At 60.0% G+C, this 13,483-nt stretch carries 11 protein-coding genes; 6 read left to right on the forward strand and 5 right to left on the reverse strand.

Annotated features, from left to right (window positions below; translation table 11 throughout):
* Positions 1 to 70: 70 nt before the first annotated feature.
* The 3 genes from ACXYMP_RS14085 to ACXYMP_RS14095 form a co-directional block, all read right to left on the reverse strand.
* Positions 71 to 841, reverse strand: a complete 771-nt coding sequence (locus ACXYMP_RS14085; RefSeq protein ID WP_458907074.1) for a gamma-glutamyl-gamma-aminobutyrate hydrolase family protein — start codon at positions 839 to 841, stop codon at positions 71 to 73.
* A gap of 74 nt (positions 842 to 915) precedes the next feature.
* Complete coding sequence (locus ACXYMP_RS14090; RefSeq protein WP_248363348.1) at positions 916 to 1,344, reverse strand: GlcG/HbpS family heme-binding protein; 429 nt, start codon at positions 1,342 to 1,344, stop codon at positions 916 to 918.
* 23 nt (positions 1,345 to 1,367) lie between these two features.
* A complete protein-coding gene (locus ACXYMP_RS14095) occupies positions 1,368 to 3,491 on the reverse strand; it encodes a malate synthase G (protein WP_458907077.1) in 2,124 nt (707 codons plus the stop codon).
* Positions 3,492 to 3,690: 199 nt separating this feature from the next.
* Between ACXYMP_RS14095 and pepN the strand changes: the two genes are divergently transcribed.
* Positions 3,691 to 6,243 (forward strand): aminopeptidase N, encoded by a 2,553-nt coding sequence (pepN, locus tag ACXYMP_RS14100; RefSeq protein WP_458907079.1) that lies wholly within the window; start codon positions 3,691 to 3,693, stop codon positions 6,241 to 6,243.
* Positions 6,244 to 6,308: 65 nt separating this feature from the next.
* On the opposite strand, the gene ACXYMP_RS14105 is transcribed toward pepN, so the two are convergent.
* Positions 6,309 to 6,905: a transglycosylase SLT domain-containing protein gene (locus ACXYMP_RS14105; protein WP_458907081.1), complete on the reverse strand. Its 597-nt coding sequence runs from the start codon at positions 6,903 to 6,905 to the stop codon at positions 6,309 to 6,311.
* A gap of 334 nt (positions 6,906 to 7,239) precedes the next feature.
* Between ACXYMP_RS14105 and gatB the strand changes: the two genes are divergently transcribed.
* Together gatB and ACXYMP_RS14115 are read left to right on the forward strand one after the other, a co-directional pair.
* Positions 7,240 to 8,754: an Asp-tRNA(Asn)/Glu-tRNA(Gln) amidotransferase subunit GatB gene (gatB, locus tag ACXYMP_RS14110; protein ID WP_458907083.1), complete on the forward strand. Its 1,515-nt coding sequence runs from the start codon at positions 7,240 to 7,242 to the stop codon at positions 8,752 to 8,754.
* A 132-nt stretch (positions 8,755 to 8,886) separates the two neighbouring features.
* Positions 8,887 to 9,282, forward strand: a complete 396-nt coding sequence (locus ACXYMP_RS14115) for a DUF4177 domain-containing protein (RefSeq protein WP_458907085.1) — start codon at positions 8,887 to 8,889, stop codon at positions 9,280 to 9,282.
* Between the two features lie 13 nt (positions 9,283 to 9,295).
* On the opposite strand, the gene ACXYMP_RS14120 is transcribed toward ACXYMP_RS14115, so the two are convergent.
* A complete protein-coding gene (locus tag ACXYMP_RS14120) occupies positions 9,296 to 9,553 on the reverse strand; it encodes a BolA family protein (RefSeq protein WP_298566561.1) in 258 nt (85 codons plus the stop codon).
* Positions 9,554 to 9,627: 74 nt separating this feature from the next.
* Between ACXYMP_RS14120 and ACXYMP_RS14125 the strand changes: the two genes are divergently transcribed.
* The 3 genes from ACXYMP_RS14125 (at position 9,628) to cobT (ending at position 13,468) form a co-directional block, all read left to right on the forward strand.
* Positions 9,628 to 10,257: a DnaJ domain-containing protein gene (locus ACXYMP_RS14125; RefSeq protein ID WP_298566559.1), complete on the forward strand. Its 630-nt coding sequence runs from the start codon at positions 9,628 to 9,630 to the stop codon at positions 10,255 to 10,257.
* A gap of 216 nt (positions 10,258 to 10,473) precedes the next feature.
* Positions 10,474 to 11,460, forward strand: a complete 987-nt coding sequence (gene cobS / locus ACXYMP_RS14130; protein WP_298566558.1) for a cobaltochelatase subunit CobS — start codon at positions 10,474 to 10,476, stop codon at positions 11,458 to 11,460.
* Between the two features lie 133 nt (positions 11,461 to 11,593).
* Positions 11,594 to 13,468 (forward strand): cobaltochelatase subunit CobT, encoded by a 1,875-nt coding sequence (gene cobT, locus ACXYMP_RS14135; RefSeq protein ID WP_458907088.1) that lies wholly within the window; start codon positions 11,594 to 11,596, stop codon positions 13,466 to 13,468.
* The last annotated feature ends 15 nt before the right edge of the window (positions 13,469 to 13,483 follow it).

Raw genomic sequence — 13,483 nt, forward strand, 5'->3', positions numbered from 1 at the left:
CCTTTTCAAGGAAGACCTTGGGCATTCCAGCTAGGGGAAGGTCAACACCCGTCGCCATCGCTTGGTCATTCTATGCAGGCACCGGCGCGCGATCGCGGGTGGCCCAATCGCGGGCGGCATCACCAAAGGCTGTGAACAACACCCGTGACACGGGGTCTTCGGCTGCCATGTATTCCGGGTGCCACTGCACGGACAGGGTAAAGCCCGGCGCATCCCGGATGAACAGCGCCTCGGGCGTTCCGTCATCGGCATGACCTTCGATCACAATGCGCGAACCGGCGGTCTTGATCCCCTGCCCGTGCAGCGTATTGGTGCGCACCCGGCAAGAGCCGAAAAGCTGATGAAAGACGCCGCCTTCCTCAAAATGGACGTCGTGGCGGATGGCGAACTTTTCCTCAAGCGTGCCATCGGGTGGCATCCGGTGGTTCATCCGGCCCGGCAGGTCGCGAATTTCGGGATAAAGCGTGCCGCCCATGGCGACGTTGACCTCTTGAAACCCACGGCAAATGCCGAAAAAGGGCTGGCCGCGATCCACGCAGGCGCGGATCAGGGGCAAGGTGATGGCGTCGCGGCAGCGGTCAAATTCGCCATGCGCTTCGGTTTCGTCTTCGCCATATTCGGCCGGGTGCACATTGGGACGCCCCCCAGTGAACAGAAACCCGTCGCATGTTTCCAGCAATTCGTCGACCGAGACGAAGCGCGGATCGGACGGCACGATCAGCGGTAGGCACCCTGCCACCTGTGCGATTGCTTCGGAATTCATCGTCCCGCCGGCGTGGCTGGGATACTGGTCATTGATCAGGTAGGTATTGCCAATGATACCGATGATGGGGCGTCTCATGCCTGCTCCGCAATAGCGTTCGATTGCAAGAGGATAGAGGATGTCCGTCCGCGCGGCAATGCGGTGCGCGCACCCTACCCTTCAGGCACAAGCCCCACTGCGCGAATGCCAGCTTCGCCTGCCGCAAGGTCGTTTTCCGACGTGTCGCCAGAGACTCCAAGCCCCCCCACAACATCGCCCTTCTCATTGCGCACAAGGAACCCGCCAGGCACCGGCACGAGCTTGCCGCCATAGGCCACATTGGCGGCTGCGATGAAATAGGCCTGTGCTTCGGCGCGATCACGCTGCGCGGTCCCACCAATGCCCAGCATCACCGATCCATAAGCCTTGCCGCGTGCCAAATCGAACCGACCAGCGGGTGCTCCGTCAGAGCGTTCAAAGGCAATCAGGTGCCCGCCCGCATCAACGACCGCAACGGACAGGGGCTTCATTTTTGCCTTCGCAGCGTGGTTCAGCGTTTCGCGGATCATGACGCGCGCGGCGTCCAGTGAAATCTTTTCCATTTCTCTTCTCCTCCTCGGTTCGCTTAACCCGCACACTGCGCCTTTTTGGCCAGTCGATGCGCATGAAGCATGGGTTCAGTATAGCCGGACGGTTGTTCGCGACCATTGAACACCAGTTCACAGGCCGCTTTGTAGGCTTCGCCGTCAAACCCCGGTGCCATCGGTTCATAGGCCGGGTCGTCCGCGTTCTGAGCATCCACCTTCACGGCCATGGCGCGCATGGCGTCCATCACCTCGTCTTTGGACACGACGCCGTGGTGCAGCCAGTTGGCCAGCGCCTGGCTGGAAATCCGGCAGGTCGCGCGGTCCTCCATCAGCCCCACATCGTGGATGTCCGGCACTTTTGAACAGCCGACACCCGCATCGACCCAGCGGACCACGTAGCCAAGGATGCCTTGGGCGTTGTTTTCCACGTCGTCGCGGATCTCGGCGTCTGACCAGTTGGCGCCCTGCGCGACCGGAATTGTCAGAAGATCATCCAGCGAGCCTCGCGGCCCCTTGGCTGCAATCTCGTCCTGACGGGACAGCACATCGACGCGGTGGTAATGGGTGGCGTGCAGGGTCGCGGCGGTCGGGCTTGGCACCCAAGCCGTGTTTGCGCCCGCTTCGGGATGGGCGATTTTTTCGGCCAGCATGTCTGCCATCCGGTCAGGAATTGCCCACATGCCCTTGCCGATCTGGGCGCGGCCACGCAGACCGCAGGCCAAACCGATATCGACGTTGCGATCCTCATAGGCGCTGATCCAGGCGGCGTCTTTCATGTCACCCTTGCGCACCATCGGCCCGGCTTCCATCGAGGTATGAATCTCGTCGCCCGTGCGATCAAGGAAGCCCGTGTTGATGAAGGCCACGCGGTGCTTGGCGGCGCGGATACATTCCTTGAGGTTCGCGCTGGTGCGCCGTTCCTCGTCCATAATGCCCAGTTTGACGGTGTATTGCGGCAGGCCCAGCATGGCTTCGACGCGGGTGAAAATCTCATCCGCGAAGGCAACCTCTTCCGGGCCGTGCATCTTGGGTTTCACCACATAGATCGACCCTTTGACCGAGTTGCCATCCTCGCGCATCAGGTCGTGCATACCGATCAGGGTCGTGACCACGGCGTCCATGATGCCTTCGGGCACTTCGTGTCCGTCTTTGTCCAAAATAGCAGGGTTGGTCATCAGGTGGCCGACATTGCGCACCAGCATCAAGACGCGGCCCTTATGGGTCATCGGCGTGCCATCGGGCGCGGTGTAGTGAATGTCACCCGACAGTTTGCGGGTGATGGTCTTGTCGCCCTTCGTGACCTCTTCGGTCAGCGAGCGGTCCATCAGGCCCAGCCAGTTGGAGTAGGCCAGCACCTTGTCCTCGGCGTCCACGGCGGCCACGCTGTCTTCGCAATCCATGATCGCGGACATGGCGCTTTCCAGACGGATATCCGATATGCCCGCGCGGTCCTGCTTGCCCACGGGCGTCTGGGCATCCAAGCGAAGTTCGATCATCAAGCCGTTGTTTTTGAGATAAATTCGCCCTTCGGCATAGCCCGCAAATTGAGCTAGATCAGCCAGTTTGGGTGTCAAGGCGCCGTCAGTAACCGATACGGTTTCGACATCCGCCCAGCTGCCATCCGCCAGCGGCACCGCTTCATCCAGAAAGGCGCGTCCCCACGCGATCGCGCGCGCGCCGTGTTCCGGGTCATAGCCGCCGGGCTTGGGCGTGGCACCAAGCGCATCGGTGCCATACAGCGCATCATACAGGCTGCCCCACCGCGCGTTTGCGGCGTTCAGAGCAAAACGAGCGTTCATGATCGGAACCACCAGTTGCGGCCCCGGAACGTCAGCAATCTCGGGGTCCACATTCGCGGTTTCGATCTGGAAATCGGGGCCTTCGGGGACCAGATAGCCAATGTCGTTCAGAAAGGCGCGATAGGCCACGGCGTCATGCGGCTGACCTACCCGCGCCTTGTGCCAGTCATCAATCTTACGTTGAAGGTCGTCACGTTTGGCCAAAAGCGCGCGGTTCTTGGGGCCGAGTTCGTGGACGATATCCGCAAACCCACGCCAGAAATCGTCGTATTTCAACGCGGTTTTGGCCAGGGCCCGCGTTTCCAGAAACCGTGCCAGTTCCCGGTGAACTGACAGGCCTTTGCGCTCGATATAGTCACTCATGGTAATCCCTTTGGCCGGCTCGACTTTTATTTGGCGCTAGAGTTTCCTATGCGAAACCAAACCGCAACCCCAATTTCGATGCAAAACCCTTTGGAAAAACCGAATAATCACATCTGATGTCCCAGTAACTTGATGCCAGGCGCGCGCGGGTCTAAGCAGGAGCCACCCGCCAGAGGGTGTGACCGTGAAAGGATCTGACATGACCGACACCAGCCCGCAGCCCATTTTCCTTGCCGATTACACGCCGCCCAACTGGTTGATCGAAGAGGTCTCGCTGACCTTCGTGCTGCATCCGACCGCAACGCGGGTGCGGTCCTCCATTCGGTTCACGCCGAACCCAAACGCCAAATCGCGTGATTTTTTCCTGCACGGAGAACATCTTACGTTGATCCACGCGGCGATCGACGGGTCAGACGTGTCGCCAGAACTGGTCGATGGCGGGCTGAAAGCAGACGTGCCCGATCACGCCTTCACATGGGAGGCAGAGGTCGAGATCAGCCCCGAAACCAACACCGCGTTGGAAGGGCTTTATATGTCCAATGGCATGTATTGCACTCAATGCGAGGCCGAAGGTTTTCGCCGGATCACCTTCTATCCCGACCGCCCCGACGTGATGGCCCCATTCAAGGTGCGCATCGAAGGGGACATGCCGGTGCTTCTGTCCAACGGCAACCCCACCGGGTCAGGCGACGGTTGGGCCGAATGGCATGACCCGTGGCCCAAGCCCGCCTATCTGTTCGCTTTGGTGGCCGGTGAGCTGATCGCCCGCGAAGACAGTTTCACCACCATGTCGGGCAAAGAGGTGGACCTGAAACTGTGGGTGCGCCCCGGTGACGAGGGCAAGACCGCGTTTGGGATGGAGGCGCTGAAAGCCTCGATGAAATGGGACGAAGAGGTTTACGGGCGTGAGTATGATCTGGACATTTTCCAGATTGTTGCCGTGTCCGATTTCAACATGGGGGCGATGGAAAACAAAGGGCTGAACATCTTCAACACGTCCGCTGTGTTGGCGTCGCCCGAGACATCTACAGACGCGAACTTTGAACGGATTGAAGCGATCATCGCACATGAGTATTTTCACAACTGGACAGGCAACCGGATCACCTGTCGTGATTGGTTTCAGCTGTCGCTGAAGGAAGGGCTGACGGTGTTCCGCGACCAGCAGTTCTCGGGCGATCTGCGGTCCAAAGCCGTGTGCCGGATCAACGATGTGTCTGCCCTGCGCGGCCGCCAGTTCCGCGAAGACAACGGCCCGTTGGCGCATCAGGTGCAACCCGACAGCTTCGTCGAGATCAACAATTTCTACACCGCGACCATCTATGAAAAAGGCGCCGAGCTGATCGGGATGATGAAAACGCTGGTCGGCGAAGAGGAATACTACAAGGCGTTGGACCTCTATTTCACCCGCCATGATGGCGAGGCTGCGACCATCGAAGATTGGGTGCGCGTGTTCGAAGACAGCACGGGCCGCGATCTGACCCAGTTCCGGCGCTGGTACAAACAGGCTGGGACACCCCGAGTGAAGGTGGCGGATGACTTCAAGGATGGCATCTATACGCTTCATTTTGAACAAGAAACACCGCCCACACCGGGGCAGGACGAAAAGCTGCCGCAGCATATCCCAATCGCCGTCGGCTTGATCGGACCGAACGGGGATGAGGTGGTCGGCACACAGGTTTTGGAAATGACCGAGGCCAGGCAGAGCTTCTCGTTCGATGGGTTGGGCGCAAAACCCACGCCGTCGATCCTGCGCCACTTCTCAGCGCCGGTGATCTTGCAGCGTGATAGCACGCCGCAGGAGCGTGCCTTCCTGCTGGCCCATGACACCGACCCGTTCAACAAGTGGGAATCTGGTCGCACGCTGGCCAAAGAGGTGCTTGTGGCGCTTGTCACCGGCGAAGACGGGCCATTGGACGCATATCTGGACGCGATTGCAGTGATGTTGCGCGACGACAGCCTTGACCCGGCCTTCCGCGCGCTGACGCTGGGGCTGCCAAGTCAGGACGATCTGGCGCAGACGTTGTTTGATGCCGGTGTCACGCCAGACCCGCAGAAGATTTACAACGCGCAGCAAACGTTGTGGCAGGCCATGGCGGAGCACGTGCAAGACCTCCTGCCCCGCATGATGGCCGAAATGGACGTGACCGAGCCGTATGCGCCGAACGCCGAACAAGCCGGCAAGCGCGCACTTGGCCTTGGCCTGTTGAACCTGCTGAACCGTCTGGACGGCGGGGCCGCGGCGCAGGCGCTTTATGACCGGGCGGACAACATGAGCTTGCTGCTGGGGGCGTTGGGGTATCTGCTGCAAGTCCAGAAGGGCGAAGCGGCGCTTGCTGATTTCCGCAGCCGCTTTGAAAATGACGAACTGGTCATGGACAAATGGTTCGCGATGCAAGTCGCCCATGCGACGCCTGAGACAGCGGCGGATGTGACAGAGCGGCTGACCAAGGACCCCGCGTTCAACTGGAAGAACCCCAACCGCTTCCGCGCCTTGTTCGGCGCGCTGGTCACGAACCACGCGGGGTTCCACCATGCGTCGGGGAAAGCCTATGCGCTGACGGCAGACTGGTTGATCAGGCTTGATCCGGTGAACCCGCAGACCACAGCGCGCATGACCACGGCGTATGAAACCTGGCGGCGCTATGACGCCGATCGCCAAGGCATGATGACCTCGGCACTAAAGCGCATTCTTGCGACCGAGGGGCTAAGCCGCGACAGTCAGGAAATGGTCGGGCGGATGCTGGGCGACTGATGATCGCACAAACAAAGGGCGGGTCCAGATGGCCCGCCCTTTTTCTGTCTGAATGTAACTGCTGATCAGCTGACCGCGCAGTAGCTCTGATCCTTGATCCATTCCCGCATCCCATTGCGTTTACGCTCGGAATGGAACGGGCCCCAATCGGCTGCAACGCCGCGCATGCCCTTCGATACGACATTGTCGCGCGGCACGGTGACCGCCATGATGCGCACGGCGCAGCTCAGGTTCAGTTCGCCCTTTTTCAGGGCCGCGCCGGATTGCGCCTCGCAGCCATAGCCGCGCGCAGTGGCTGGCAGGATTTGCACAAGCCCATACCACTTGCCACCCCCGCCCACGACGGTCGGGCGCCATGTGCTTTCATAATAGGACAGCGTGGACAAAAGCCCGGTCCAGAACGCGTTGCGCCCAACTTGGTCCTGGCTCTCATAGCCGGGGCACCATGTGTCGATGTCGGCAGGCACGGTTTGCGACAAGACAGCCCCGTGGGTTTCCAACGCCTTCATGGTCGCGTCTGTCCAAGCCGAGGCTTGCGGCTTTTCATCCCACTTCATCGTCAACATCGGCGTGCGCACCCCGCGCGTGCCGAAAATGTCGTTTGCTTGTGCGGCTGGTGCCATCATCAGCGCGGCCAACAAGCCCAATATCATTCGTTTCATGGAGCCCCCACTCAGGTCCGTTCACGTCTCATTCGTCTCAGCGCAGGTGCATAACGGGGGGCACTTGCATTAAGCAACCGCCCCATTGCGGCAGCGCAGCAATTGGCAGGTTTTCGCTGATATGCCATGTTTGCAAGGCGGGTATGCATCGCCGCTTTCTACTTTAGCCTGATTTTTCCGCCTCCCGCCGCACCGCAGCATAGCCATAGGTTGAATTCACCCTCCACCGCCATGCCGTCCTGAACATCGTGTGCGCTGCACGCTTGCGCCTCTTGCCCCTGTGCTTTCCCTGTCTTAGAACGCGACAGGATTGTGAAACACGGGAAACGCGCACATGCTGGATCACCTCGCCTATGAAACCCCCGCACCGAAAGTCATCGCCGGGGCCAAGGACGATTGGGAACTGGTTATCGGGATGGAAATCCACGCGCAGGTCAGCTCGAACGCCAAGCTGTTTTCGGGCGCATCGACCACGTTTGGGGCCGAACCCAATTCGAACGTCGCCTTCGTGGATGCCGCCATGCCCGGCATGTTGCCCGTCATCAACGAATACTGCGTCGAACAAGCCGTGCGCACCGGGTTGGGTTTGAAGGCCGAGATCAACTTGTTTTCCGCCTTTGACCGCAAGAACTATTTCTACCCGGACCTGCCGCAGGGCTATCAGATCAGCCAGCTTTATCACCCCATCGTGGGCGAAGGCGAAGTGATCGTGGATATGGGCCCCGGCGTGGCCCGCAAGGTTCGCATCGAACGCATCCACCTTGAACAGGATGCAGGGAAGTCGGTGCACGACATGGACCCCAACATGTCCTTCGTGGACCTGAACCGGACCGGTGTCGCGCTGATGGAGATCGTCAGCCGCCCCGACATTCGCGGCCCGGAAGAAGCCGCCGCCTTTGTCACCAAGCTGCGCCAGATCCTGCGCTATCTGGGCACTTGTGACGGCAACATGCAAAGCGGCAGCATGCGCGCGGACGTCAACGTCTCGGTCTGTCGTCCGGGGCAATATGAGAAATATATGGAGACGCAGGATTTCGGTCATCTTGGCACCCGGTGCGAGATCAAGAACATGAACTCCATGCGGTTCATTCAGGCTGCGATTGATTTCGAGGCCCGCCGCCAGATCGCCATTTTGGAAGACGGGGGCGAGATCACGCAGGAAACGCGCCTGTATGACGCCGACAAGAACGAAACGCGGTCGATGCGGTCCAAGGAAGAAGCGCATGACTATCGCTATTTCCCCTGCCCCGACTTGCTGCCGTTGGAGATTGAACAGAGCTGGGTCGATGATATCGCCAAGACCTTGCCCGAACTGCCTGACGAAAAGAAAGCGCGCTTCGTGACCGAATTCGGCCTGTCCGAATATGACGCGGGCGTTCTGACCGCTGGCGTGCGCAACGCCGCGTTTTTCGAAGCCGTCGCCGAAGGCCGTGACGGCAAGTTGGCGGCGAACTGGGTCATTAACGAGCTGTTCGGACGCCTGAAGAAGGAAGATCACTCGATCTCGGAAAGCCCCGTTAGCCCGGCGCAACTGGGTGGGATCATCGAACTGATCAGCAAGGGCGACATTTCGGGTAAGATCGCGAAAGACCTGTTCGAAATTGTCTATACCGAAGGCGGCGACCCGGCCAAGATCGTAGAAGATCGCGGCATGAAGCAGGTGACGGATACAGGCGCGATCGAGGCCGCGGTGGACGAGGTGATCGCCGCCAACCCCGCCCAGGTTGAAAAGGCCAAGGAAAACCCGAAACTGGTTGGGTTCTTCGTCGGGCAGGTCATGAAAGCCACCGGCGGCAAGGCCAATCCGAAAGCGGTGAACGAGATCGTGAGCGCAAAGCTGGGACTCTAGAAAACTGACCATCCGAGGGGAAACACGCCCCTCAGGCGGCCCTCAGGCGGATTTCCGCAAGCCAATCAATCTTCTTGGACAGGACGTGCGTCGATCGTTTAGGCTGCGCCAGTCGTTTTAAGGAAACAATCCATGACGCAATACGAATATGAGGTGGTCCCGGCCCCCCGCAAGGGGAAGAAAGCCAAGGGCATCAAGGGCTCAGATGGACGCTTTGCCCACGCAATGACCGAGCTTTTGAACGATATGGCCACCGAAGGCTGGGAATACCAACGCACCGACACCCTGCCCAGCGAAGAACGTTCAGGCTTTACCGGACGCACCACGGTCTATCAAAACCTGTTGGTGTTCCGCCGCCCTTTGGCGGATGTCGAAGACGTGGCAGCAGTCGCGTCGCCAAAAATCGACAGCATTCCGACCGTTGAAGAGCCTGCGCAAGAGCGCCAGAACGCCCCGCGACTGCCATCGGCCGAGGACGCAAACGCCGTCGGCGATCACGCGCCGGCGGTGGACCGTCAAAAAGCGTGACGCGGTCCAGTCGTCACGCCGCGATGTCCAATGCCAGCGCATGAATTTGCCCCACCAGCGCCGTCCCCAGTGCAGCATGCACGGCGCGGTGCCGTGCGACACGCGACATCTTGCCGAAGACAGGCGCCCGGATCACGACGCGGAAATGACTTTCTCCGCCGTCCTGATACCCGGCATGCCCCCTGTGGCTTTCACTTTCGTCAATCACTTCAAGGTGTTGCGGCGAAAAGGCCGCCTGAAGCTTTTCATGTATTTGCGCGGCTCGGGTCATTTCTTCGCCATTCCCTCTTCTATACCTAGGAAAATGCAGTAAACTCTCTGGTCCGAGTCGAAAAGGGTATTCCCATGTCCAGAAATGATCCATTTGGTTTTGATATTTCGGTCTCTGCGGCCAAAAAGAAGAACCCACGCGGCAAGCGCGGCATGTCCGGCGAGTTCGAGACCTCGACCCGTGTGTGCGAACATGGTGGCTGTCAGGAGGCTGGCAAATACCGCGCGCCGCGGTCGCCTGATCACTTGGATGAATTCAAGTGGTTTTGCAAAGATCACGTGCGCGAATATAACCTGAAGTGGAACTTCTTCGACGGATCAAGCGAGGACGAGATCCACGAACAGTTTGACAAGGACCGTGTGTGGGAACGCGAAACAAAACCGTTCGGGGCCAACAAGGATGAACAACGCGCCTGGGCGCGATTGGGCGTGGATGACCCCCATCAGGTGCTGGGCGAAAACGCCACACGCAACCCCGGCAAGTCAATCACCGGCACACGGAAACTGCCCCCGACCGAACGGCGCGCGATCGACATTCTGGAAGCCAAGGATCATTGGAACAAAGCCGAAATCCGCAAGGCCTATAAGAAGCTGATCAAGGTGCTGCACCCCGACATGAACGGCGGCGACCGGTCACAGGAAGAACAGCTGCAAGAGGTTGTCTGGGCGTGGGATCAAATCAAGGAAAGCCGCAGCTTTAGATAAGCTTGGGGTATTTTTCACGGAAATGGGCGGTCTTTGGGCCGCCTTTTTCAATACGACTGCACACATGTCTTTGCGCGGGGGTCAGACAAACCTTGGGCGACCACTTGCGCCACCTTGTCCCAGCGTCACAAATCTCGTCCCCTTCCCCTTGCACCCCCTTCGCACATCAGGCATCAAAGTCGGGTTGCGACGCGCGAGGCAGAAGGAACTACGCAGATGGCTGACGGCACACAGGATATGAACGCAAAACCCACCGAAGAGATTTCGGTCCGCGAGGTTTTCGGCATCGACAGCGATATGCATGTCAAAGGCTTTGCCGACCGCATGGATCGTGTGCCCGAGATCGACCCGACCTACAAGTTTGATCCCGACACGACACTGGCGATCCTTGCAGGCTTTAGCCACAATCGCCGCGTGATGATCCAGGGCTATCACGGCACGGGCAAATCGACCCATATCGAACAGGTTGCCGCCCGTTTGAACTGGCCCGCCGTGCGAGTGAACCTTGACAGCCACATCAGCCGGATCGACCTGATCGGCAAGGATGCGATCAAGTTGAAAGACGGGATGCAGGTCACCGAATTTCAGGAAGGCATCCTGCCATGGGCGCTGCGCAACCCGACCGCGATTGTGTTCGACGAATACGACGCAGGCCGCGCCGACGTTATGTTCGTCATCCAGCGCGTGCTAGAGCATGACGGCAAGCTGACCCTGCTGGACCAGAACGAGGTGATCACCCCACACCCCTCCTTCCGCCTGTTTGCCACCGCAAACACCGTGGGTCTGGGCGACACGACCGGGTTGTATCACGGCGTGCAACAGATCAACCAAGCACAGATGGACCGTTGGTCACTGGTCGCCACGCTGAACTATCTGTCTCATGACGCCGAGACCAACATCGTGCTGGCGAAGAACCCGCTTTTGAACACCGAGAAAGGTCGCAAGACCGTAGCCCAGATGGTCACCGTCGCCGACCTGACCCGCACCGCGTTCATGAACGGCGATCTGTCCACCGTGATGAGCCCGCGCACCGTGATCAACTGGGCGCAAAACGCGCATATCTTCCGCTCGGTCGGTTATGCCTTCCGGCTGTCCTTCCTGAACAAATGCGACGAGCTGGAACGCCAGACGGTGGCCGAGTTCTATCAACGTTGTTTTGACGAGGAACTGCCGGAGAGCGCGGTGAGCATGAGCTTGGGGTGACACCAAGAAGCCCGATATCGCCATGCACCGCCCGGGCGCCAGACCGGGCAGCGCCGACCCGCCCCCATGGGGCGGCGCTTTCGCACCACCCCGCGGGTCTTTGCAGCCCTAAGCGCAACAAAGCAGCAACCAAATGAACAAACCCTCCGACAACCCTGCTGATCCGTTCAAGAAAGCGCTGGCTGAGGCGACGAAGACGCTCGCCGATGAGCCGGAACTGTCGGTCAGCTTCACGGTGGACCCGTCGGGGGTGACGAAGGACGCGATGCGTCTGCCACAGGTCACACGGCGGATGACGCGGGACGAGGTGTTGTTGGCGCGCGGCACGGCGGATGCCTATGCGATGAAGCTGCGCTATCATAACGAGGCGACCCACGCGAAATACGCCCCCGCCAGTGGCATGGCGCGCGAAATCTATGAAGCGATGGAAACCGCCCGTTGCGAGGCGGTCGGCGCGCGCGACATGCCGGGCACGGCGGGCAATATCGACGCCAAGATCGAAAGCGACGCGATGCGCGCGGGGTTTGACCAGATGACCGCCGCCGCCGACGCGCCACTGGCCACCGCTGCTGGTTATCTGATGCGCCATCTGGCCACTGGCCGCGACATGCCCCCCGCCGCCGCCAATGTGATGAACCTTTGGCGTGATTTCATCGAAGGTCAGGCGGGCGACCATCTGGACAATCTGGGCGACAAGCTTGCTGACCAGCAGGAATTTGCCCGCTTCACGCGCCAGATCATCGAAGATTTGGGCTATGGCGACCAGTTGGGCGACGACCCGGACAATTCCGAGGATGACAGCAACGAAGACGCTGCCCCCGATGACGATCAATCCGACGATCAGCAAGATGAACAAGCGGCCGACGATCAGGACGAAACCGAAGCCGACCCCGAACGCGCGCAAGACGAGCAGATGGATCCGTCTGAGGCTCAGGTGACGCTTGACGACATGGCTGACGACGAGATGAGCGACGAGGCAGAGATGCCCGACGCAGACGCTCCGCTTGATCCACCTGCGCCGCCCCCCGCGTCCGATGCCGATCCGAATTACCTTGTCTATAACAGCGACCATGACGAAGAGATCATGGCCGAGGACTTGGCCGAACCGGCCGAATTGGAACGCCTGCGCGCCTATCTGGACCAACAGCTTGAGCCCTTGAAGGGCGCCGTCAGTCGTCTGGCGAACAAGTTGCAGCGCCGCCTGCAAGCACAGCAAAACCGCTCGTGGCTGTTTGATCTGGAAGAGGGCATTCTGGATGCGGGACGTCTGGCCCGCGTGGTCGCCAACCCGACGACCCCCCTGTCGTTCAAGCAGGAAAAAGACACCGAGTTCCGCGACACCGTGGTCACGCTGCTTCTGGACAATTCCGGGTCCATGCGTGGTCGCCCGATTTCCATCGCCGCGATCTGTGCCGACGTTCTGGCCCGCACGCTGGAACGCTGTCAGGTCAAGGTCGAGGTGCTGGGTTTCACCACCCGCGCCTGGAAAGGCGGGCTTGCGCGCGAAAAATGGCTGGCAGAAGGCCGCCCGCAACAGCCCGGCCGTCTGAACGACCTGCGCCACATCATCTATAAGAAGGCCGATGCCCCCATGCGGCGCACGCGCGACAATCTGGGCCTGATGATGAAAGAAGGGCTGTTGAAAGAAAACATCGACGGCGAGGCGCTGGAATGGGCGCATCGTCGGATCGTGGCCCGGCCCGAACAGCGCAAAATCCTGATGGTGATTTCCGACGGGGCGCCGGTTGACGATTCAACTTTGTCCGTTAACCCTGCGAATTATCTGGAAAAACACCTGCGCGACGTGATCGAAATGGTCGAGAAACGCAAGCAGGTTGAACTTCTGGCGATTGGTATCGGCCATGATGTGACCCGCTATTACGACCGTGCGGTCACCATCACGGATGTGGAACAACTGGCGGGTGCAATGACCGAACAGTTGGCGTCACTGTTTGATTCCGACCCTCGCGCGCGGGCGCGTCTGTTGGGGATCAAGAAGGTCAGCTGACCCCCCTTTTCACGG

The sequence above is a fragment of the Aliiroseovarius sp. CAU 1755 genome, assembly GCF_054482655.1.